Source organism: Pandoraea sp. PE-S2T-3 (assembly GCF_002179965.1).
Lineage (GTDB): Bacteria > Pseudomonadota > Gammaproteobacteria > Burkholderiales > Burkholderiaceae > Pandoraea.
Genome location: NZ_NGUQ01000001.1, coordinates 188,111 through 211,604, shown reverse-complemented (window position 1 = coordinate 211,604; position 23,494 = coordinate 188,111). Strand labels below are relative to the sequence as shown.

Annotated in this window: 14 protein-coding genes and 2 pseudogenes; 12 read left to right on the top strand and 4 right to left on the bottom strand. The window is 63.7% G+C overall.

The genetic code is table 11. From position 1 onward, the window contains the following. Positions 1–104 precede the first annotated feature (104 nt). The gene (gene argA / locus CDV46_RS00890; protein ID WP_058379079.1) at positions 105–1,454 is read right to left on the bottom strand and encodes an amino-acid N-acetyltransferase; all 1,350 of its coding nucleotides are present in this window, start codon (positions 1,452–1,454) and stop codon (positions 105–107) included. A gap of 44 nt (positions 1,455–1,498) precedes the next feature. Between argA and hrpA the strand changes: the two genes are divergently transcribed. The 5 genes and pseudogenes from hrpA (at position 1,499) to CDV46_RS00865 (ending at position 9,967) form a co-directional block, all read left to right on the top strand. After that, positions 1,499–5,605 (top strand): ATP-dependent RNA helicase HrpA, encoded by a 4,107-nt coding sequence (gene hrpA, locus CDV46_RS00885; RefSeq protein WP_087688877.1) that lies wholly within the window; start codon positions 1,499–1,501, stop codon positions 5,603–5,605. Between the two features lie 204 nt (positions 5,606–5,809). Next, entirely contained in the window at positions 5,810–6,820 is a 1,011-nt protein-coding gene (locus tag CDV46_RS00880) for a YVTN family beta-propeller repeat protein (RefSeq protein ID WP_087688876.1), read from the top strand. Positions 6,821–6,883: 63 nt separating this feature from the next. Then, positions 6,884–7,867 (top strand): annotated as a pseudogene (locus CDV46_RS00875) (sterol desaturase family protein); the annotation flags it as partial. A 116-nt stretch (positions 7,868–7,983) separates the two neighbouring features. Next, positions 7,984–8,925, top strand: a complete 942-nt coding sequence (locus tag CDV46_RS00870) for an EI24 domain-containing protein (RefSeq protein WP_254915886.1) — start codon at positions 7,984–7,986, stop codon at positions 8,923–8,925. A gap of 202 nt (positions 8,926–9,127) precedes the next feature. Then, positions 9,128–9,967: a competence/damage-inducible protein A gene (locus CDV46_RS00865; protein ID WP_087721515.1), complete on the top strand. Its 840-nt coding sequence runs from the start codon at positions 9,128–9,130 to the stop codon at positions 9,965–9,967. A gap of 100 nt (positions 9,968–10,067) precedes the next feature. Here CDV46_RS00865 and CDV46_RS00860 read toward each other — a convergent pair whose 3' ends face one another. Next, on the bottom strand, positions 10,068–11,084 hold the full coding sequence (locus CDV46_RS00860) for a zinc-binding alcohol dehydrogenase family protein (RefSeq protein WP_087688873.1): 1,017 nt from the start codon (positions 11,082–11,084) through the stop codon (positions 10,068–10,070). A gap of 136 nt (positions 11,085–11,220) precedes the next feature. Between CDV46_RS00860 and CDV46_RS00855 the strand changes: the two genes are divergently transcribed. Then, the gene (locus CDV46_RS00855; RefSeq protein WP_087721514.1) at positions 11,221–12,177 is read left to right on the top strand and encodes a LysR family transcriptional regulator; all 957 of its coding nucleotides are present in this window, start codon (positions 11,221–11,223) and stop codon (positions 12,175–12,177) included. Positions 12,178–12,297: 120 nt separating this feature from the next. Here CDV46_RS00855 and CDV46_RS00850 read toward each other — a convergent pair whose 3' ends face one another. Together CDV46_RS00850 and fnr are read right to left on the bottom strand one after the other, a co-directional pair. Continuing rightward, positions 12,298–12,732: a YybH family protein gene (locus tag CDV46_RS00850; RefSeq protein ID WP_087721513.1), complete on the bottom strand. Its 435-nt coding sequence runs from the start codon at positions 12,730–12,732 to the stop codon at positions 12,298–12,300. Between the two features lie 222 nt (positions 12,733–12,954). After that, positions 12,955–13,689 carry a fumarate/nitrate reduction transcriptional regulator Fnr gene (gene fnr / locus CDV46_RS00845; protein ID WP_087688870.1) on the bottom strand — a complete coding sequence of 245 codons (735 nt, stop codon included), beginning with the start codon at positions 13,687–13,689 and terminating at the stop codon, positions 12,955–12,957. Positions 13,690–14,170: 481 nt separating this feature from the next. Between fnr and scpB the strand changes: the two genes are divergently transcribed. The 6 genes and pseudogenes from scpB to rbfA all read left to right on the top strand — a co-directional run. Then, entirely contained in the window at positions 14,171–15,334 is a 1,164-nt protein-coding gene (gene scpB / locus CDV46_RS00840; RefSeq protein WP_087721512.1) for an SMC-Scp complex subunit ScpB, read from the top strand. 151 nt (positions 15,335–15,485) lie between these two features. Beyond that, positions 15,486–17,408 carry a pseudouridine synthase gene (locus CDV46_RS00835; protein WP_441339293.1) on the top strand — a complete coding sequence of 641 codons (1,923 nt, stop codon included), beginning with the start codon at positions 15,486–15,488 and terminating at the stop codon, positions 17,406–17,408. A gap of 442 nt (positions 17,409–17,850) precedes the next feature. Beyond that, positions 17,851–18,309: a ribosome maturation factor RimP gene (rimP, locus tag CDV46_RS00830; protein WP_058379070.1), complete on the top strand. Its 459-nt coding sequence runs from the start codon at positions 17,851–17,853 to the stop codon at positions 18,307–18,309. Next, positions 18,306–19,781, top strand: a complete 1,476-nt coding sequence (gene nusA / locus CDV46_RS00825) for a transcription termination factor NusA (protein ID WP_087688868.1) — start codon at positions 18,306–18,308, stop codon at positions 19,779–19,781. The genes rimP and nusA overlap by 4 nt, the downstream gene beginning before the upstream one ends. An 80-nt stretch (positions 19,782–19,861) precedes the next feature. After that, entirely contained in the window at positions 19,862–22,831 is a 2,970-nt protein-coding gene (gene infB, locus CDV46_RS00820) for a translation initiation factor IF-2 (RefSeq protein WP_058379068.1), read from the top strand. Between the two features lie 83 nt (positions 22,832–22,914). Continuing rightward, positions 22,915–23,283: pseudogene (rbfA, locus tag CDV46_RS00815) on the top strand (30S ribosome-binding factor RbfA); the annotation flags it as partial. Positions 23,284–23,494 lie beyond the last annotated feature (211 nt).

The window sequence follows — 23,494 nt, the reverse complement described above, 5'->3', positions numbered from 1 at the left end:
CGTTTGCCGTGGCCGATATCCGGATATGGGGGCAGGGCGCGTCAGACTCAAGGTGCCGATGAAACATCGGTCTCAAACCACGCGGCCCGTCCCCCGGTGTCGTGTTACAGCTTCTTGATCAGCACCAGCGACCGGCGCTGCCAGTTGTAAAGCCGGCGACGGTCGGCCGGCAGGTCGTCGACGCCTGCCTTGACGAAGCCGCGCTTGAGGAACCAGTGCTCGGTACGCGTGGTGAGCACGAACAGCCGCTCCAGCCCCCGCGCCCGCGCGCGTTGCTCGATATGCTTGAGCAGCCGCTCGCCGTCCCCCGAACCCTGAGCTTCCGGGTCCACCGTGAGGCAGGCCATCTCGCCGATGCGCTCGCTCGGGTACGGATACAATGCCGCGCAGCCGAACAGACGCCCATCGTGCTCGATGACCGAGAAGTGGTCGATATCGCGCTCGAGCTGGTGACGTCCGCGACGCACCAGCGTGCCGTCGGATTCCAGCGGCTCGATGAGCTGCAAGATGCCGCCGACGTCGTCGACCGTCGCTTCACGCAGGCTTTCCAGGTTCTCGTACGAGATCATGGTGCCCACGCCATCGTGCGAGAACAGTTCGAGCAGCATGCTGCCATCGAGCGCGAACGGCACGATGTGCGCGCGTCCCACGCCCGCGCGGCAAGCGCGTGTGGCGTATTTCAGATAGAACGCCGAGTCGCGGTCGAGCGCGCCCTGCGACTGCATGCGCTGGGCGTCTTCGAGCGTCAGCTCACGCTGCAACTCGTTGTATTCGTTGAGAATGCCCGGCGTCTCGGTGATGAAGATCAGCTTGTCCGCGCGCAGCGCAATCGCCGCCGAGGATGCCACGTCTTCCATCGTCAGATTGAACGACTGACCCGTCGGCGAGAAGCCGAGCGGCGAGAGCAGCACGATCTTGCCGTTGGCGAGCGACAGGCGAATCGATTCGGCATCGACCTTGCGCACCACGCCGGTGTGCTGGAAATCCACGCCGTCGACAATGCCCACCGGGCGCGCCGTGACGAAGTTGCCCGACACCACGCTGATGCGCGCGTTGCCCATCGGCGTATTCGGCAAACCCTGGCTGATCGACGCTTCGATATCCAGACGCAACTCACCGGCCGCTTCCTTGACCGCTTCAAGCGCGGCCGCGTCGGTGATACGGAGCTGCTGGGCAAAGTGCGATTCGATATGTCGCAGGCGCATCTGCTCTTCGACCTGGGGTCGCGAGCCGTGCACCAGCACGATATGCATGCCCATGGCGCACAGCAGCGCGACGTCCTGAATCAGGGTATCGAGCCCGCCGGCCGCAACAAGTTCGCCACCAAAGGCGACCACGAAGGTCTTGTCACGAAATGCATGGATGTAGGGGGCGACCGAGCGCAGCCAATCCACAAACTGGGCTTGGTGGGCGGTCTCTTCGTCTTGTAGGGCGGGATCGGGTTCGGTCAGCATGGGTGTACGTGCGCAAACATCCGCAGATTATATAATGCGCGCCCATGGCAAGTGATGAACGAAATCGACAATCTAAGCCCCCGAAGCCGACAGTGCCGGCTGCGGGACCTAAACGCGGACGTGAGAATGCCGGCGAACGCCGCATGACGGCCGCCCAACGGGCTGAACGCGACGCCGAGCGGCTGGCCGCGAAGCAGGCCGCCGCCAACCGAATTCCCGAGATTCAGTTTCCCGAAGCGCTGCCGGTGTCCGGCCGCCGCGAGGAGATCGCCCGCGCCATCGCGGGCCATCAGGTCGTGATCGTGAGCGGCGAAACCGGCTCGGGCAAGACCACTCAGCTTCCCAAAATCTGTCTCGCGCTCGGTCGCGGGCTGGGTGCGGGCGGCACAGGCCTGATCGGCCACACGCAGCCGCGCCGTATCGCGGCCTCGGCCACGGCACGCCGTATCGCCGACGAATTGAACACCCCGCTCGGCGAAATCGTCGGCTTCAAGGTGCGTTTCAACGACACGCTTTCGAATGGCGCGTCGGTCAAATTGATGACCGACGGCATTCTGCTGGCCGAGACGCAGACCGACCCGCTGTTGCGTGCGTACGACACCATCATCATCGACGAGGCGCATGAGCGCAGTCTGAACATCGACTTCCTGCTCGGCTACCTCAAGCAACTGCTGCCGCGCCGGCCCGACCTGAAGGTGATCATCACCTCGGCCACGATCGACGCGGACCGCTTCGCCCGTCACTTCGGCACGATGGACGGCGAAACGCTGCACCCCGCGCCGGTGATCGAAGTCAGTGGCCGCCTGTACCCGGTGGAAGTGCGCTATCGCCCGATTCAGGACGACGCCCGCATTGCCAACGCGGAAGGGCGCGAGGGCAGCCGCGCCAGCGCGCGAGACCGCGATCGCGATCTGATGGATGGCATCGTCGATGCCGTGGACGAACTTTGCCGTGAAGGCTCGGGCGATGTGCTGGTGTTTCTGCCAGGTGAGCGCGAAATTCGCGAAGCCGCCGAGGCGCTGCGCAAGCACCATCCGCCGCACACGGAGATTCTGCCGTTGTTCGCCCGCCTCTCGGCGACGGACCAGGAGCGCGTGTTCAAGGCGTCGAACGCGCGGCGCATCGTGCTGGCCACCAACGTGGCGGAAACCTCGCTCACGGTGCCGGGCATTCGCTATGTGGTGGACGCAGGCACCGCGCGCGTGAAGCGCTATTCCTACCGAAACAAGGTCGAACAGCTTCAGATCGAATCGATCTCGCAGGCGGCGGCGAACCAGCGCGCCGGGCGTTGCGGCCGGGTGGCCGATGGCGTGTGCATCCGCTTGTACGACGAAGCGGACTTCCAGTCGCGCGTGCGCTTCACCGACCCGGAAATTCTCCGCTCGTCGCTCGCCGCCGTCATTTTGCGGATGCAATCGCTGCGTCTGGCGAAGGTCGAGGACTTTCCGTTCATCGAGCCGCCGCCGGGCCGCGCGATCGCCGACGGCTACCAGTTGCTGAACGAACTGGGTGCCGTGGACGACACCAATCAGCTCACGCCGCTCGGGCGCGAGCTGGCCCGTTTGCCGCTCGACCCCCGCGTCGGCCGCATGATTCTCGCCGCGCGAGATCAGCAGTCGCTGCGCGAAGTGCTCATCATCGCCGCCGGACTGGCGGTGCAAGATCCGCGCGATCGGCCCATCGAGGCGCAGGACGCCGCCGATAACGCCCATCGCAAGTTCGCCGACGAGAAGTCCGAATTCCTCTCGTGGATCAAGATGTGGCGCTGGTTCGATGAGGCGATTGCGCACAAGAAGTCGAACCGTTTGCTCGGGCAGGCGTGCCGCGAGAACTTCCTCTCGCAGTTGCGCTTGCGCGAATGGCGCGACGTGCACAGCCAGTTGCTGACGGTGGTGCGCGAGCAGGGCTGGCGCCTCAACGAGTCGGAAGCGACGTATGAACAGGTGCACCTCGCGTTGCTCGCCGGTCTGCTTGGCAACATCGGCTGCAAGGCCGACGACGATCCGCATTTCCTCGGCGCTCACGGCATCAAGTTCCATATCTGGCCGGGGTCGTCGCTGGTGAAGAAGGCGGGCCGCTGGGTGATGGCCGGTGAACTGGTCGAGACGAGCCGCCTGTATGCGCGCTGCATTGCCCGCATCGAGCCGGAATGGATCGAGCGCGTGGGCAAGCATCTGGTGAAGACCTCGCTGTCCGACGCGCACTGGGAAAAGAAGGCCGCGCAGGTCACCGCCTACGAGCGTGGCACGCTGTACGGCCTGACGATCTACGCGCGCCGCCGGATGAATTTCGGCCCGCGCGATCCGCGTCGTGCCCGCGAGATTTTCCTGCGCAGTGCGCTGGTGGAAGGGGAATGGGAAACCAAGCTGCCGTTCTACGCGCATAACCGCAAGCTGATCGCCGACATCGAACAGTTGGAACACAAGTCGCGCCGGCAGGACGTGCTGGTCGACGACGAGCTGATTTACGCGTTCTACGACGCACAGGTGCCGGAGGATCTCTACGACGGCACGAGTTTCGAGCACTGGTATCGCGAGACGGCGAAGGGCACGCCGAAGCTGCTGTATCTGGTGCGTGACGACCTGATGCGCCACGAAGCGGCCGGCGTGACCACCGATCTGTTCCCGAAAAAGACGGTCATCGCGGGGATCGAGATGGTGCTGACGTACCACTTCGAACCGGGTTCGCCGCGCGACGGTGTCACGCTCGCCGTGCCGCTCTTCGCGCTCAATCAGGTGGACGCGCGCCGCTGCGAGTGGCTGGTGCCGGGCATGCTCAAGGAAAAAGCGCACCTGTTGATGAAGTCGTTGCCGCAGAAGTTGCGGCGTCACTTCGTGCCGTTGCCCGAGTACGCGGCGGGGTTTGTCGACCGTGCGACGTTCGGGCAGGGGGCTTTGCTCGACGCGCTGATGGCCGATGCGCGCGAGCAGACCGGTGTCATGCTCAGCCCCAGCGATTTCAAGCTGGAGATGCTGCCCGCGCACTTGACGATGAACTTCAAGATCGTCGACGAGCACGGGCGCCAACTCGGCATGGGCCGCAATCTCGCGCAATTGCGCGCAGAACTCGGTCAGCAGGCGCAGCGTACGTTCCAAGAGCTCGCGGCAAAGAGCGGCACGACGCCCACTGGCGTGCTTGCGAGTGGTGCGGGCAGCGATGGCGGTGGCCGTCAGTCTGCCAAGCAGGCTGGCAAGGGCGACATGACCGGCGCGGCGGGGGCTGCTGGGGGTGCGAAGGGCGCAGCCTCGCGCGGCGCGGGTGCCGGGCAGGGCGCGTCTGCGGCAGCGGTGGAGCCGGGCCGATACGACAACCTCACGACGTGGAGCTTCGGCGAACTGCCCGAAATGCTCGAAATCCGGCGTGGCGGGCAGACGTTGTTCGGCTACCCGGCACTCGTCGATCGTGGCGATCACTGCGATCTGGAAGTGTTCGACGACCCCGATGAAGCCCAGCGTCAGCACCGCGCCGGGCTGCGGCGTCTGTTCGCCATTCAGTTGCGCGAACAGGTGAAATTCCTCGAGAAGAACATCCCCGGCCTGCAACAGATGGCGATGCAGTACATGAATCTGGGCACGCAGGAGGAGTTGCGCGATCAGATCGTGGATCTCGCGCTGGAGCGCGCCTGCCTGCAATTGCCGTGGCCGAGCGATAACACCTCGTTCGTCGCGCGCAAGGACGAAGGGCGCGGCCGGCTCACGCTGCTCGCGCAGGAGATCGCGCGGCTGGCGGGGCTGATTCTCACGGAATATGCGGCCTTGCAGAAGAAGCTGGCGCAGGCCAAGCCGTTTGCGCAGGCCTACGCCGACCTCACGGCGCAGTTGCAGCGTCTGATCGGCAAGCGGTTCCTGATCGACACGCCGTACGCGCAACTGGCCCATTACCCGCGCTATCTGAAGGCGATGGCGGCGCGTATCGACAAGCTCAAGGCCGACCCGGCCCGCGATGCACGTGCGATGAGCGAACTGGGCCCGCTGCTGCAAAACTGGCAACGGGCGACGTCGCAGCGCCGCGACCACGGCGATGTGCGGCTGGAGGAGTTCCGTTGGCTGCTCGAAGAGCTGCGGGTATCGCTCTTCGCGCAAGAGCTGCGCACGCCGATGCCGGTGTCGGTCAAGCGTCTGCACAAGGTCTGGGAGGCGTTGCAACGCTGATTGCCCGTGCCGGTTTGCGCTACATCAGGAACTGTCGAGATACTGTTTCGTCTGATCAAAAAAGCGCCGGTGAGGCGCGCGCTTAGGCAATTTCCCAGCCTACAATAGCGAAACTTTTTCGCGACGCTGCGGCGGCCAGACGATGGCCCCGCAGCGACCTCGCAGAGACTCTTCAGTGACTCTTTTTTCCCGAGAGATTTCGCAATGCGTAAATTCCTGATCGCCGCCAGTCTGGCTGCTTCCTTCGGCCTGACGGCGCTTGCCGGGCCGGCGGCCGTGGCCGCACCGGCCGCGCCCGCAGCGGTGCCGGACGGCGTGGTGGTGGTGCTCAATTCCGGCGACGCCAGCGTCAGCCTGATCGACAAGACCAGCCAGAAGGTCATCCAGACGTTTCCGGTCGGCAAGGAACCGCATCACCTGATGGCGACGCCCGACAACCAGTCGCTCATCGTGGCGAACTCGGTGGGCAACAACCTCGTGTTCCTCGACCCGAAGACGGGGCAGATTCAACGCAAGATCGAGAACATCGAAGACCCGTATCAGATCGGTTTTTCGCCGGACAAGAAGTGGTTCGTCGCCAACGGTCTGCGTCTGGATCGCGTGGACGTCTACAAGTTCGACGGCAAGAATCTGACGGTAGCGTCGCGCATTCCGCTCAAGAAGATGCCGAGCCACCTGGTCTTCACGCAAGACAGCAAGCTCGTGTTCATCTCGCTGCAAGAGTCGAACGAAGTGGCCGCCATCGATCTGGCCAGCCAGAAAGTGATCTGGAAGATGAAGGTCGGCGACAGCCCGGCAGGGGTGTGGCTCACGCCCGGCGACAAGTACTTGCTGGTGGGCATGACCGGTGCCGATTACGCGGCTGTGGTGGACTGGCGCAACCAGAAGGTCGTGAAGACGATCCCGACGGGCAAGGGCGCGCACAACTTCCGCTCGCTGGCCGACGGCAAGCACGTGCTGATTTCGAACCGTGTATCGAGCACGATCAGCATCATCGATCAGGACGCGCTCACCAACGTGGGCGACATCACCGGCCTGCTGCCGGGGCCTGACGACATGGAGCTCTCGGCGGACCGCAAGACGCTGTGGGTGACGTTCCGCTGGGCGCGCAAGGTCGGCATCATCGACCTCGCGTCGCGCAAGCTGATCAACACCATTCCGGTCGGCCGTTCCCCGCACGGGATCTACTTCTACGACCGCGCGCCGGTGCTGTAACATCGGGGCATTGCCGCAACGGCTTCTCTGACCGGGTGTCCCCGTGCCGCCCGGCCCCGCTCCATGTTCGAAACGCTGGTCGACGGTTTCTACGCCGCCTTCTCGGCGGCGCAGACCGAGATCTATACCCGCATCGTGCAGCCCGTGCTGTTCGCCACCGGGCTGATGTCGTTCGCCGACGATGCTTACGACGCCGTGCAGTTCTTCCTCATCGGCGTTCTCCAGATTGTGCTCATGCTGGTGCTGCTGCGCCCGCTCGAAGCCATTGCGCCCGCTGAAGCATGGCGCGAACGGCGCGCCGTGCGTGTGGACGTGCTCTACACGCTCGTGCACCGGCTTGGCCTGGTCAATCTGGTGTTCTTCTTCGCGTTCCGCCCGCTCTTTGACGCCTTGCAGTCGTGGCTGCGCCTGATGGGTTTCGTCAATCTGAATCTGGAAGATGTCTGGCCGGGGGTGACGGATCACGCGCTGGCGAGTTTTCTGATCTATCTGCTGATCCTCGATTTTGCGGGTTACTGGTATCACCGCTGGGGCCACACGTTCCGCTGGTGGTGGGCGCTGCACGCGGTGCATCACAGCCAGCGGCAAATGTCGCTCTGGACGGATAACCGCAACCATTTGCTCGACGATCTGATCAAGGCCGCGTTTTTTGCGACCATCGCGATCCTGATCGGCGTGAGCCCGGTGCAGTTCGTGCTGCTCGTGGCCGTGTCGGAATGGCTGCAAAGCTTGCAGCATGCGAATACCCGGCTGCGCTTCGGGTGGCTGGGTGAGCGGTGGCTCGTGAGTCCGACGTTCCATCGCCGCCATCACGCCATCGGCGCCGGACATGAGGGGCGCCATCGCGGCTGCAATTTCGGCGTGCTGTTCCCTTGGTGGGATATGGCGTTTCGCACGGCAGACTTTTCGTCCGCCGCCGTGGCGACCGGCATTCGCGATCAACTGCCGCCGCCGGCCGGCCGCTCGGCCGACTATGGCGAAGGGTTCTGGGCCCAGCAATGGCTCGGCCTCAAACGCATGGCCAGAAGCCTGCGGCCGACTCGCCGGAATGGCCCCAATGTCACCGGTGTCACCGGTGTCACCGATATCACCAATGGTCCCAACGGTCGTAATGACCGCGATGGCCGTCCATCCGCTTCCCGTACTGACCGCACCGAATCTGCATGAACGATATTCTTCGCGCGCTTGGCCGCGCGCTCGTGAGCCTGCTGCACCCGCGCATGTTGTGGCTCACGGCGATGCCCTTTTTTGTTTCCGGCCTGATCTGGGGGGCCGTGATCTGGTTCGGCTGGGAGCCGTTCACCGACTTCCTGCGGCTGTGGCTTGAGCAGTGGGAGTTCACGCAGTGGATTTACCGGTTCTTCGGCTACTTCGGCGTAGATAGCGTGCGCATGGCGCTCGCCCCGTTCATTCTCGTGGCGCTGCTCGTGCCGTTGATCGTCGTCACCGCGCTGCTGCTGATCGCCGGCTGGTCGATGCCGGCCGTATTGCGGCATTTGTCGCGCCGGCACTTCATTCATCTGGAAGCGCGCAAGGGCGGCTCGTTCTGGGGCAGCCTCGGCCAGTCGCTGGGCGCCACGGTCATCTTTCTCATCGCGGCACTCGTGACGTTGCCGCTGTGGCTCGTGCCGCCGTTCTTCGCGATCGTGCCGCCGCTGCTGTGGGGCTGGCTGACGTATCGGGTCATGACTTACGACGCGCTGGCGTTTCACGCGAGTGCGGAGGAGCGCAAGCGGATCGTGCGGGAACGACGCTTGCCGCTGCTGGTCATCGGGGTGGCGACCGGGCTGCTGGGCTCGTTGCCGACGCTGCTGTGGGTGTCGTCGGTCATCATGATCGTGCTGTTCCCGGTCATTGCGTTGCTGGCGATCTGGCTTTACGTGGTGATCTTCGTGTTTTCGGCGCTGTGGTTCGCGCATTACTGCCTGCGCGCGCTCTCGCGGTTGCGCATCGAAGAGGCCGCCCATCACGAACCGACGCTTCACGGCACCGTGCTGCCGGCCGCCACGACGCTGACCCACGAAAGTGGCGATGCTGCGGGCGCAGCGGGTGCTTCGGGCACCTCGGGTGCGCCGCCCATGCTGCCGCCGCCGGAAGGGCGGTGACGCGGCAGTGAGCGGGCGACGCTCGTGTGCAAGTGCTGTAACGATTAGCCGCGAAAGTGGCACAATCGTTGATCTGCGGACGTCCAGCGGGCCGGACGGCCGCGGTCCGGATTCAAGACCCTCCCCCAAGCGCCGACGGCGCGCTGCATCGGGCAAAACGAGCAACGCGAGCGCGTCGGCAAGACAACACAAAGGAAGCATCATGGCGGTCGGCATCATCATCATCGGCGACGAAATCCTCTCCGGTCGTCGCCACGACAAGCACCTGCCCAAGATCATCGAGTTGCTCGCCGAACGCGGCATGCAACTGGGCTGGGCCGAGTATGTGGGCGACGATCCCGAGCGCATCACGGCCACGCTGCGCCGCACGCTGGCGACCGACGACGTCGTGTTCGTGACCGGCGGCATCGGCGCCACCCCCGACGACCACACGCGTCAGTGCGCGGCGGCGGCGCTCAACGTGCCGCTGGCCCTCACGCCCGAAGCCGAGGCGCTCATCATGGAACGCATTGCAGACACGAGCGGTGACGGCCGTGCCGACATGACGAACCCCGACAACCGCCATCGTCTGAAGATGGGCGAGTTTCCGGTCGGCGCGCGCATCCTGCCCAATCCGTACAACAAGATTCCCGGTTTCTCGGTCGAACAACACCATTTCATGCCGGGTTTCCCGGTGATGGCGTGGCCGATGATGGCGTGGGTGCTCGACACGTATTACACCCAGTTGCATCATCTGACGCGACACGCCGAGCGCTCGGTGCTGGTGTTCGGGCTGGCGGAGTCGACGCTGACGCCGCTGATGGAAGCCATCGAAGCCGAATATGACGGCATCAAGGTATTCAGCCTGCCGAGCGTGGGCGATGCCGAGCGCGGTGCGGTCTATGCGCGGCGCCACATCGATCTCGGGGTGAAGGGCGACCCGGCGCAGGTTGGCGCAGCGTTTGAGCGGCTGGTGGCCGGTGTGAACGCGCTGGGCGGCGAGATCATCCATCCGGCCGAAGCGGTGGCGTTGCCTGAAGGGACGGTGCCGACGACGAAGTGAAGCGGGCGGGGCGGGTGCCCGCGCGTTGTCGCGAACAGGATGTAGAAAAGGCGTCTGCGCAATCGTGCGCAAACGCCTTTCTTTTTATCGGATACCGGGCTCAGAATCCTGCCAGCACCAGCTTGCCGATGGTGCGTCCGCCTTCCAACTGCGCATGGGCGCGGCGCAGATTGACCGCGTTAATCGGACCCAGCACCTCACCGACGGTCGTGCGCAACGTGCCCGCGTCGACCAGTCGTGCCACTTCGGTCAGCAGCTTGTGCTGCGCAATCATGTCGGGCGTTTCGAACATTGCCCGCGTGAACATGAATTCCCACACGAACGTGGCGCTCTTGCTTTTCAGCAAACCGACTTCCAGCGGCGCCGAATTCTCCACGATCGAGCAAATCTTGCCCTGCGGTGCGACGGCTTCGGCCAGCGCGGGGAAATGCCTGTCGGTGTCGTTCAGGCACAGGACGAAATCCACATGACGCAAGCCGAGCGCTTGCAGTTGCGAAGGGATGTCCTGATAGTGGTCGATCACGTTTTGGGCACCCAACTGACGGCACCAGTCGGCAGACTCGGGTCGCGAGGCAGTCGCCACGATATTCAACCGGGCAAGACGCCGCGCTAGCTGAATCGCAATCGATCCGACACCCCCGGCACCGCCGACGATCAAAATCGATTTGCCTTCGTCGCTGCCGTCCGGGGCGATGCCGAGGCGGTCGAACAGGCCTTCCCAAGCGGTGATGGTCGTCAGCGGCAGCGCCGCAGCATTCGCAAAGTCGAGCGACGCCGGCATGTGGCCGACGATGCGCTCATCCACCAAATGGAACTCACTGTTGGCACCGGGGCGCGTGATGCTGCCCGCGTAGTACACCGGGTCGCCGACCTTGAAGAGCGTGACGTCCGGACCAACGGCGGCGACGGTGCCCGCTGCGTCCCAGCCGAGCACGCGCGGCGCGTCTTCCACCCGGTCTTTCGGGGCACGGACCTTCGTGTCGACCGGGTTCACGGAAATGGCCTCGACCTTGACCAGCAAGTCGCGGCCCGCCGGAGTCGGTGTGGGCAGTTCGACGTCTTCGAGCGACTTGGGGTCGTCGATGGGCAGGTAACGCGTTAATCCGACAGCTTTCATCTGTTTTCTCCTTGAAAGGGCAAGGCGCTTCGCCCTGAGGCTAACCAGCGCCGACCATGATGACGAGAGATTACGACTGGTCGATTACTTTGATAATCCGCATAATGCAGAAAAGATTTTTTTGAAAAGGCGATAAATGTCGTTGGACCTGGAGACTGTCGCGTTGTTCGTGCGGGTGGCGGCACTGGGAAACGTGTCTGCTGCGGGCCGCGAACGCGGTTTGTCGCCTGCTGCGGCCAGTACACGGCTCACCCAACTTGAAGCCGTGCTCGGCGCGCGCTTGTTTCATCGTACGACGCGTCGGGTGGCACTCACGCAGGAAGGCGATATTTTTCTCGTGCAGGCGCAGGCGTTGCTGATGGCAGAGGCGCAGGCGCTGGCGTCGGTCGGGCAGGGGCTTGCGGCACCCCAGGGGCGCTTGCGGGTGTCGTGTTCGTCGTCGTTCGGGCGGCAACACGTTTCGCCTGCACTACCTGCGTTTCTGGCGCAGTACCCGGGGATTTCGCTGGATTTCCGGCTGACCGATCGTGTGGTCGATCTGATCGAGGAGGGTGTGGATCTGGCGATTCGCGTGGGGGCGTTGCGTGATTCGACGTTGGTTGCACGCAAGCTCGCGCCCAATCGGCGCGTGTTGTGCGCGTCACCGGCCTACCTTGCCGCCCGCGGCGCGCCGAAGCACCCCGGTGATCTGGCCGGGCACGATTGTCTGACGCTGGGCGATCAGCGTGACTGGCGGTTCATGACATCCGGGGGCGCACTCAGTGTGCGGGTGACGGGGCGGCTGTCGTCGGATAACGGCGAAGTGCTGCGTGACGCCGTGGTGGCGGGGCTGGGTATTGCGCCCAAGTCGACGTGGGATATCGGGGGGTACTTGCGGCGCGGCGAACTGGTGCCGGTGCTGTCGGCGTATCCGCTGGCCGATGAAGTCGCAATCTGGGCGGTGTACCCGAGCCGCGCTTTCGTGCCGCCGAAAACACATGCGCTGATCGATTTCCTTCAGGCGCGTTTCGGTCCTACGCCCTATTGGGACAGCCAAGACGACGCGCAGGACGACACGCAGGACGATTCTGCCGCCACGGACGCGGGCGTGTGAGCCGTAGAGGCAGGGAGTCGGCCGTCGTCGGCGAGCAGGTGGGGGGCGCTACCCGTCCGACTAGCTGCAGGCGGTGAAATGCAGGCGACGTCAGTGCAGCCGAAGTCCGTGCCGACGAAGTCAATGCAGGCGATGCGAGTGAGACGTCGGCGAGCGGGTATCTTCGTGACCGATGGCGGGGCTCGCGTGGTGAAGGGCGAGGCGCCAGCCGTCGGCTTCCTTGAGATAGACGTTGGTGGCAAGCACAAACGCGTAGCGCGCTTCGGGATGCGTTTCCACCAAAATCTGTTCCAGCACGTTGTGTACGGCGCACAGCGGGTTGTGTGCGACCTGAAGATGACTGACGGCCAATTGCAGGCCGCCTTTGGACAGAATCTGACGCCAGCTCGTGCGCACGGCCGCAGGGCCGACATGGCGCGGACCGGCCGGATGAATGCAGACGATCTCCTCGTCTTCCGACCACACGTTCATCAGGATATCGATGTCACCGGCACGAAGCGCTTCGTAATAAGCGTGCTCGGCGTCTTCCGGACTCAGAAAAATGGCTGCGGGCATTACGGCGGCCTCCGTCGGGGTGATGCGCCGGACCACAGGTGGCGGGACGGCGAACGCGCCGATTATGGAGGGTTTGCCCGGGCTTGTCGAACGCCTGCGCGCACCGCCCGGCCTGTGTCGCGAATCGCGTGCGTCGTCATCGACGTTACGCGACTCTTGATCTGGCGCAAGGCGGGCGATCCAGTCGACCGGTAGCTTATTGGTTATGCGCGCAAGCCGCTCTTAGCAGGCGGAGGGGGCGCCAGCCAGTGTGCGCAGAGCGGTGGCGTCGATGATCTTGACGTGGCGCTGGCGGATTTCGATCATGCCGTTCTGGGCAAAGCGGGAGAACAGCCGGCTCACCGTCTCGAGCTTGAGACCGAGGAAGCTGCCGATTTCTTCGCGGCTCATGCGCAGCACGAATTCGTTGGCAGCGTAGCCGCGTGCGGCCAGACGCTCCGACAGGTTGAGCAGGAATACCGCCAGACGCTCTTCGGCGCGCATGGTGCCGAGCGCGAGCAACTGCTGGTGTTCGTTGCGGATTTCCTGACTCATCAGGCGGTGCATCTGACGTTGCAGCGTGGGTACCTGACGCGAGAGCGTCTCCAGTTCGCCAAAACGGGCAATGCAGAGTTCGCTGTCTTCGAGTGCGACCGCGGTGCTCGGGTGGTGGTTGTCGGCGATGGCATCAAGGCCGATGAGTTCGCCTTGCAGGTGGAAGCCGACGACCTGCTCGCGCCCGTCCGGTGCCGTAACGCAGCTCTTGAGAGAGCCGAAACGGATGCCGTAGACGGCGTTGAGCGCATCGTTGGCGTGATAGAGCACTTCGCCCTTTTTCAGGCGGCGGCGCTCGCTCACGAGTGCATCCAGTCGTTCCAGTTCGGGTGCCGGAATGCCGACGGGCAGGCAGAACTGCCCCAGCGAACACGTGGAACAACGCGGCTGAGCGACTGGAATGCGTCCGATCTCGGTGGTCATGAATGCCCTTGAAGTTATTTCAGAAGTTTACCATGGTGCGTCTACCCGCCGTTTCAAACGACGGCGTGGCCTGTTGGACTCGATAGGGGCGCAGAACGGGCGTTTGAGGGGTTGTGTCGGTCCGCGCCGTGTGCGAATGCGACAAGACGCCGCAGGCTGGCAAATGGCGGCCGGCGGGGCGATGGCGGCATTCTCCCGGCCGGTAAGGGCGAGCGCGGGACCCAGACATATCGACGACGCTTTACGGGCGACAGTGTTTCAGTAATAATTGCGCACATACCGGACGTCCGTCTCGCCGCACTATCGGCCTGGGCGTTTTCCCGGCAGGTCGTTTCGAAGCATCCAGGTCGCGCCGCCGTCACTACGACCGAACACAAAAGGGCGCGCGCTTATGCGAAGCGGTTACGACCGTTTCTCGTGTTCCAAGCATCCATTTATTCCTGATGCCGGGTCGCCAAGCCCCCGGTCTGCTTAGTCGCACATGAATACCCAAGAGGCGAAACTCGTCCTCGAGACCGCGTTGATTTGCGCGCAAGAGCCGCTGAAGGTGGGCGATCTGCGAAAGCTTTTCAATGACACCGTGTCAGGCGATACGGTGCGCGCGCTGCTCGAGGAAATCCGCGTGCAATGGGATGGCCGAGGTGTGGAATTGGTGGCTCTGGCCACCGGCTGGCGTTTCCAGAGCCGTCCGCGCATGCGTGAATATCTCGATCGCCTCAATCCGGAAAAGCCGCCGAAGTACTCGCGGGCTGTGATGGAGACGCTGGCGATCATTGCATACCGTCAACCGGTCACACGTGGCGATATTGAAGAAATTCGCGGTGTGACGGTCAATACACAGATCATCAAGCAGCTTGAAGATCGTGGCTGGATCGAGGTGATCGGCCATCGTGACGTGCCAGGACGCCCTGGTCTGTACGCGACGACCAAGGATTTCCTGGACGATCTCGGCTTGCGTGCACTCGACGCACTGCCGCCGCTGGAAGACCCGGCGGCGCAGGCGCAAATCGATTTGCTCGCGCAACAGAACATCGAATTCGGCGAACGTGCCGAAGGCGAAGACAGCAATAACGAGGCGACCTCGGACGATGCGCCGGTCGCCGATGCCGAGGCGCTGGCCCGACTGGCCGAAGCCCGTGCCGACGATCTGCCGCTCGCCCAGGGCGTGCCGGAAGACCAGCGGCCGGTGTCGGAGGCGGCGCAGGCACTCACCGACGACGCACTGCTCGATGCAGTCATTGCCGAGGGTGAAGACGGTGTTTTGCCGGTATCGACGGAACTCGCGGGCGTTGAGCACGTCAGTGAGCAGGACGATGCGCAGGTTAATCAGCACGTCGAGGAGTCGGTCGACGCACTGGACAGTGATCCGGTCGATGCCGGACAAATCGATGCCGCTGTCGAGCAGCATGAGGAACATTCCGAAGACTCGGAAGCTGCGGCACCGATCGACAACGATCCGCCGCAAGATATGCAGCACGTGACGACGCAGGCGGCCGATCCCGCCGCGCCGGCAACGCAAGATGTGGCCCCGCACGCTGCCGACACGGCGGCGAACGAAGCCGCATCCGGGCAGCCCTTGCCCGGTGCGGACGAGGACGACGACGAAAACGGCGGGGACGACAAGAATCTCGTCACCGGTACCTGAGGCTCCGGCGCATCGCGCCGGGTTCGCACAGGGCCGTTAGCGACAAAAACGAAGCCGCGGCATAGGTTTGCCGCGCATTCATGGTGCGAACACGGATCAGGGCAGCGATAGTTGCCTGCCCGCCACGATCCCGTTTTCCAATGAGGTTGTGTTGAAACAAAACGAAGAATCCCAGGACCTGCACGCACGCGATGCCGGTGCCGAAGCACGCGCGCCGGAAGGCGAGGGCGGCGATGACAAGGCGTCGCGCCGCGGTTTGCGCCGTGGTCCGCGTAGTCTGATCGCCCGCCGTCGTGCGGCCCAGCAAGCCAAGCGAGAAGGCGATGAAGGCGGCCCGGGCGAGTCCGACTCGGCCGACGCCCCGCAGGGCGACGCGCCGCAAGCTCAGGAAGTGGCTGCCGATGGCGCCGCGTCTGCCGCACAAGGCCGTGGCCGCAGCGGTAATGGCACTGGCGCGCGCAAGCCGCGTGCCAAGCGCGATGGCACGGGCCAAGGGGCGCAAGGCGCGCCTGCTGGCAACGCAGCCAATGGCGGGAATGCAGGCGCTGCCGGTAATGGTGGCGGCGCAGGTGCTGGCGCAGGCAAACCCCAGGGCGCAAGCAAGGGCCGTGGACGCAAGGCGACCGGCAGTGCCGGTGCAGGCCCCCGCGGCGGAAAAGCCGGCGACGACGATCTGTTCGCGTTTGTGACGTCGGGTGGCTTCGATAGCGAAGAAGCCGAAGGCGACGCCAAGCGTGGCGGTGCCCGCAAATCGGCCGATCGCCGTGTGCTTTCGCCGGACGACGAAGCGCCCAAGCTGCATAAGGTGCTCGCCGAGGCGGGCATGGGCTCGCGTCGCGAGATGGAAGAACTGATTCTTGCCGGTCGCGTATCGGTTAATGCCGAGCCGGCACACATCGGCCAGCGCATTCTGCCGACCGATCAGGTTCGCATCAACGGCAAGCTCGTCAAGCGCCGGATCACCAGCAAGCCCCCGCGCGTGCTGCTGTATCACAAGCCATCGGGCGAGATCGTCAGCCATGCAGATCCGGAAGGCCGCGCGTCGGTGTTCGACCGTCTGCCGCCGATGAAGACTGCGAAGTGGCTGGCCGTGGGCCGTCTCGACTTCAACACGGAAGGTCTGCTGATCCTGACGACGTCGGGCGATCTGGCCAACCGTTTCATGCATCCGCGTTATGGCATCGAGCGTGAATACGCCGTGCGCACGGTCGGCCAGTTGAGCGAATCGTCGCGTCAGCAATTGCTGCGTGGCATTGAGCTCGACGACGGCAAGGCCAACTTCCTGCGCTTGCAGGATGGCGGCGGCGAAGGTTCGAATCACTGGTATCACGTGGCGCTGACCGAAGGGCGTAACCGCGAAGTGCGTCGTATGTTCGACGCGGCAGGTCTGATGGTGAGCCGTCTTATCCGTACGCGTTACGGCCCGCTCACGCTGCCGCGCGGTCTGAAGCGTGGCCGCTACGAAGAACTGGACGACGCTCAGGTGCGTTCGCTCTTCGCCGCCGTCGGCATGAAGGTGCCCGGTGCAAGCGAAGCCGAAAAGGGTGGCAAGGGTACGCGTGGTGGGGCAGGTGCGCCGAAAGAGCCGCGCCGTCAGCCGGACCCGATGCAGACCGCGCTTGGCGTGTTCACTCGCGAGCAGGGCTACGGTCAGGCACGTCGTCCGCGTGCTAATCCGCTGACTACGTTTGTCGGTCCGAGCGGTGGTTTCCCGGCGCCGGCGGCATCGCCGCGCGGTGAAGGTCGCCGCTTCGGTGGTGGCAATGCGTCCGGTGGTGGTTTCGGCGGCCAATCGCGCGGCGGCAATTCCGCTGGCGGTGGTGGTTTTGGCGGCCAGTCGCGGGGTGGTAATTCGGCGGGTGGCGGTGGTTTTGGTGGTCAATCGCGCAGCGGCAATTCCGCGGGTGGTGGCGGTTTCGGCGGTCAATCCCGAGGCGGTAGCGGCGGCGGTGGCGGTCGTGGCGGCAACGCCAACGGCAATCGCAGCGGCGGCGGCAATCGTGCCGGCGGCGGTGGCGGCCAGGGCAACACGGGCGGCAACCGGGGCAATCGCGGCGGTAACCGTTCGCGCTGATGCTTCACGGCAGGCCCGGCATGGCGGAGCGGATGCACGGCATTCGCGACACCCCGGGCGCCCGACTGACACGCCGGAAGGCGGCGGACTTATTGCATTGCAGCGGCGTTGTGAAGACGCCCGTCCCACGGGCATTTGCCATGCCAAGCGTTGCAAAATGGCCAAAAACCATATAAAATCAGTGAATAAGCTGGTTGGCGTGCCGGACTTTCTGTTGCGGCGCGCACCTCATGCGCAATGAGGATGTAAGAAATGGGCGTTTCGCCCATTTTTTTTTGCCGCGAGCGTTTTGCGCGGCCGATACCGCCGCGTTGGGGAGTGGGTGTGTCGACACAGGCACGCCGGCCTGGACGGTCGAGGCAGGTATCGTGCGGCGTCCCATGCGGGGCGCGCAGATATAGTCGGGCGCTGATGCGCACGAGTTTTTCTAGGGTGAGCAAAGTTGCAATTGCCAGAACTGATCGAGACCACGGTCGAAGGCCTGGGTTACGAGCTGGTCGATCTTGAACGCGCCGGCGGCGGTTTGCTGCGCGTTTATATCGACAAGCCTGAGGGCATCGGCATCGATGACTGCGAGACGGTAAGCCGTCAGCTCTCGCACGTGCTGATGGTCGAGAACGTCAACTATGACCGACTCGAAGTGTCGTCACCGGGGCTGGATCGTCCGCTGCGAAAGCTGCGCGACTTCGAGCGTTTTGCCGGTGTTGAAGTGAGTCTCACGTTGCGTGTGCCGCTGGACGGCCGCAAGCAGTTCCGCGGCATCTTGCAGGCGCCGCAAGGCGAAAATCTGAGCCTCGAGTTCGAAGGCAAGGGCGGCCCGGCGCTGCTCGAATTCACCCTCGCGGATATTGACCGTGCGCGCCTAGTGCCGCAGATTGATTTTAGGAGTCGCAAACGATGAGTCGCGAAGTATTGCTGTTGGTCGATGCGCTCGCGCGCGAAAAGAACGTCGACAAAGATGTCGTGTTCGGCGCGCTGGAAGCAGCATTGGCTTCGGCCACCAAAAAGCGCTACACCGAAGACGTCGACATTCGCGTGCACATCGACCGCGAGTCGGGCGAGCACGAGAGCTTCCGTCGTTGGTTGGTTGTGCCCGACGAGGCTGGCCTGCAAGAGCCGGACAAGCAGATTCTGTTGTTTGAAGCCAAGGAAGACAACGACGCGATCGAACTCGGCGAATTCGTCGAAGAGCCGGTTGAGTCGGTCGAATTCGGCCGCATCGGCGCGCAAGCCGCCAAGCAAGTGATTCTGCAACGCATTCGCGATGCCGAGCGCGAGCAGATCCTGTCGGACTTCCTCGAGCGCGGCGAAAAGATCATGACCGGTACGGTCAAGCGTCTCGATAAGGGCAACCTGATCGTCGAGTCGGGCCGTGTCGAAGCGCTGCTGCGTCGCGATCAACTGATTCCGAAAGAAAACCTCCGTATCGGTGACCGCGTTCGCGCGTACATCGTGAAGGTCGATCGTACGGCCCGTGGCCCGCAGATCGAACTCTCGCGTACCGCACCGGAGTTCCTGATCGAGTTGTTCGGCATGGAAGTGCCGGAAATCGAGCAAGGCCTGCTCGAGATCAAGTCCGCTGCCCGTGACCCGGGTGTGCGCGCCAAGATCGCCGTGGTGGCCTACGACAAGCGTATCGATCCGATCGGTACGTGCGTGGGTATTCGCGGTACGCGTGTGCAGGCCGTGCGTAACGAACTGGGCGGTGAGAACGTCGATATCGTGCTGTGGTCGGAAGACCCGGCGCAATTCGTGATCGGTGCCCTGGCGCCGGCGGCGGTGCAGTCGATCGTCGTTGACGAAGAGAAGCACAGCATGGACGTCGTCGTCGACGAGAACGAACTGGCCGTGGCGATTGGCCGCAGCGGTCAGAACGTGCGTCTCGCGTCGGAACTGACCGGCTGGCAGATCAACATCATGACGCCGGACGAATCGGCCGAGAAGCAGAGCGAAGAGCGCGGTACGTTGCGCACGTTGTTCATGCAGCGTCTCGATGTGGACGAGGAAGTGGCGGACATCCTGATCGAGGAAGGTTTCTCGAGTCTGGAAGAGATCGCCTACGTGCCCCTCAACGAAATGCTCGAAATCGAAGCTTTCGATGAAGACACGGTGCATGAGTTGCGCAACCGTGCGCGCGACGCACTGCTGACGCAGGCGATTGCCACCGAGGAGAAGGTTGAGGGCGTTGCGCTCGACCTGAAGAGCCTCGACGGCATGACGCCCGAGTTGCTGGCCAAACTGGCCGAGCATGAAATTCAGACGCGCGATGATCTGGCCGAGCTGGCCGTCGACGAACTGACCGAAATGACCGGTGTCGACGAGGAAGCTGCGAAGGCTTTGATCATGAAAGCGCGAGAGCACTGGTTCCAATGATGACCTGCCCCGGCATGCATATGGAACAGTGAACTTTGAAGTTAACCGCAAGGCGCGTGGCCTTGCTTGAAGAGGTTTGAATGGCGAGCATCAACGTAGCCCAATTTGCTGAAGAACTGAAAATGCCGGCCGGCGTGTTGCTGGAGCAACTCAAAGCCGCCGGTGTGGACAAACTCAGCGCCGACGATTCGGTAACGGAAGCCGACAAGGCCCGTTTGCTGGAACACCTGCGCCGATCGCACGGCGCTGGCGACGGCGACAAAAAGAAGATCACTCTGACGCGTCGCCAGACCTCGGAAATCAAGCAAGCCGACTCGACCGGAAAGGCGCGCACGATTCAAGTCGAAGTCCGCAAGAAGCGGACGTTCGTCAAGCGCGACGATGTGGCTGAGGGCGCTGAAAACGCTGCGGTTTCGGCCGAAGACGAAGCACTGCGCCAACGCGAGGAAGACGCACGCCGTGAGGCGGAGCGTCTTGCTGCCGAGGCTGCGGAACTGAAGCTTCGCCAAGAGCAACTCGAACGCGAAGAGGCCGAGCGCCGCGAGCGTGAAGAGAAGGAAGCGGCTGAGCGTCGTGCCCGTGAAGAAGCGGAGCGCGCTGCGGCGGCGGCCAAGGCTGCGGCTGAGCTGAAGGCCAAGGCGGAAGCGAAAGCCGAAGTCAAGGTCGATGCTGAAGCCGACAAGGCTGCTCAGGCCGAGACGGAAAAGGCTGAGCAGGCCAAGCAAGCTGCTGCTCAGGAAGCTGACAAGGCAGCGGCCGCCAAGGCAGACGCTGAGCGCGAGCAGGCCCGCAAGGCCAGCGAAGAAGCGCGTGCAGCCGCCGAGAAGGCCAGTGCTGCGGCCGACAAGGCGCGTGCCGAAGAGGAAGCGATTCGCAAGCGTCGTGCAGCGGCGGAAGCCGAAGCGCGTGCCATTCGCGAAATGCTGAATGCCCCGCGCCGCGTGCTGAAGGCACCGGAGCCGGCACCTGCACCGGTAGCGGCGCCGGCCGCCGCCAAGCCGGAAGCCAAGGGTACGTTGCACAAGCCGGCCAAGCCGGAAGGTTCGACGTCGGCCAAGCCGGCAGACAAGAAGCCTGCGACCACGGCTGCACCGTCGACGACGACCGCCGACAAGAAGGACAAGAAGCCGGGTCAGTGGCAGAAGGATGCCGATAACCGCAACAAGCGTGGCGGCATGAAGACCCGCGGCGACGCAAGCGGTGGCTCGGACGGATGGCGTGGCGGTGGCCGTGGCGGCCGTCGTGGCGATCGTCATGCGCAGGACAATCAGTTCCAGGCACCGAGCGAGCCGATCGTACGTGACGTGCACGTGCCGGAAACCATTACCGTGGGCGATCTGGCTCACAAGATGGCGGTGAAGGCCTCGGAAGTCATCAAGCTGATGATGAAGATGGGTCAGATGGTGACCATCAACCAGGTGCTGGATCAGGAAACGGCAATGATCATGGTCGAGGAACTCGGCCACCGTGCAATTGCCGCGAAGATGGACGATCCGGAAACGCTGCTGTCGCTGGGCAATGACGCACCGGAAGGCGAAGCCTTGCCGCGTCCGCCGGTGGTGACGGTGATGGGTCACGTCGACCACGGCAAGACCTCGCTGCTGGACTACATCCGTCGCGCCAAGGTGGCGTCGGGCGAAGCGGGTGGTATTACGCAACACATTGGTGCGTATCACGTTGAAACGCCGCGCGGCACGGTGACGTTCCTCGACACGCCGGGTCACGAGGCCTTTACGGCCATGCGTGCCCGTGGTGCTCAGGCAACGGACATCGTGATTCTGGTGGTGGCGGCCGACGACGGCGTGATGCCGCAGACGAAGGAAGCGATCGCTCACGCGAAGTCGGCCGGCGTGCCGATCGTGGTGGCGATCAACAAGATCGACAAGCCGGAAGCCAACGCCGACCGCGTGAAGCAGGAACTCGTGGCCGAAGGCGTGGTGCCGGAAGAGTACGGTGGCGATTCGCCGTTCGTGCCGGTGTCGGCGAAGACCGGTACGGGTATCGACGATCTGCTCGAGAACGTGCTGCTGCAAGCCGAAGTGCTGGAACTGAAGGCACCGGAAGCGGCCCCGGCCAAGGGTATCGTGATCGAAGCCAAGCTCGACAAGGGTAAGGGTCCGGTGGCGACGATTCTGGTGCAGTCGGGCACGCTCAAGCGTGGCGACATGGTGCTGGCCGGTCAGGCTTATGGCCGCGTGCGTGCCATGCTCGACGAAACGGGCAAGAACGCGAAGGAAGCCGGTCCGTCGATCCCTGTGGAAATTCAGGGTCTGTCGGAAGTGCCGGGTGCCGGTGAAGAAGTGCTGGTCGTGCAAGACGAGCGCAAGGCGCGTGAAATCGCGTTGTTCCGTCAGGGCAAGTTCCGCGACGTGAAGCTGGCCAAGCAGCAAGCCGCGAAGCTCGAGAACCTGTTCGAACAGATGGCCGACGGCGAAGTCAAGACGCTGCCCCTCATCATCAAGGCAGACGTGCAGGGTTCGCAGGAAGCACTGGCGCAGTCGCTCAACAAGCTCTCGACGCCGGAAGTGCGTGTGCAGATCGTGCACGCCGCCGTGGGTGGCATCAGCGAAAGCGACGTCAACCTGGCAACGGCTTCGAAGGCGGTCATCATCGGCTTCAACACGCGTGCCGATGCACTGGCGCGCAAGCTGGCCGAGTCGAACGGCATCGACATCCGTTACTACAACATCATCTATGACGCAGTGGATGAAGTGAAGGCGGCAATGTCGGGCATGCTGGCACCGGAGAAGAAGGAAGAAATCACCGGTCTCGTCGAAGTTCGCCAGACGTTCCGTGTGCCGAAGGTCGGTACGGTTGCCGGTTGTATGGTGCTCGACGGCTTCGTCAAGCGCTCGTCGAATGTCCGCGTGCTGCGCGACAACGTCGTGGTCTTCACGGGCGAGCTGGATTCGCTCAAGCGCTTCAAGGACGACGTCAAGGAAGTCAAGACGGGCTTCGAGTGCGGTTTGTCGGTGAAGAACTTCAACGACATCCAGGAAGGCGACCAACTGGAAGCGTTCGAAATCACTGAGGTTGCGCGTTCGCTGTAAGGCGCGACGTTCAACGGATGTGGAATGGCCCACCAGGCCGGGTAACCGGTGGGGTGGGCCATTGCATTACTAGCGAGTGAGTCATGGCAAAGAAACGTAATATTCCGGGCGGCCGCAATCTGCGCATCAACGATCAGATTCAGCGCGATCTGTCCGAGCTGATCCAGCGTGAAGTGAAAGACCCGCGTATTGGTCTGGTGACGCTGCAAAGCGTGGAAGTCACGCCGGATTACGCGCATGCGAAGGTGTACTACACCACGCTGACGGGTGACCCCAAGCAGACGGGCGAAGCGCTCAACGAAGCGGCCGGTTATCTGCGTAACATGTTGTTCAAGCGTCTGCACATTCACACCGTGCCGACGTTGCACTTCCACTTCGACCAATCGATCGAACGTGCGATCGAAATGTCGCGCCTCATCGACACGGCCAACGCCACGCGCGCGAAGGAAGAAGAGGAAGCGGGCGGCGTCGACGAAGAAGAACAAGACACGAACGACGTTGATAACGAAGGTAAGGACGAAGGCAAGGACGACGACCGCAAGTAAGCGGTGGTCTCCGTAGTCCCGGGTTCGACCGACTGAGCACGCCGGGCTGCCGAAAGGCCGGTCCGGCGGTGCACGAAGCCTGCTGGCGCACGACGCGCGGCGTGGCTGATTCTCCACG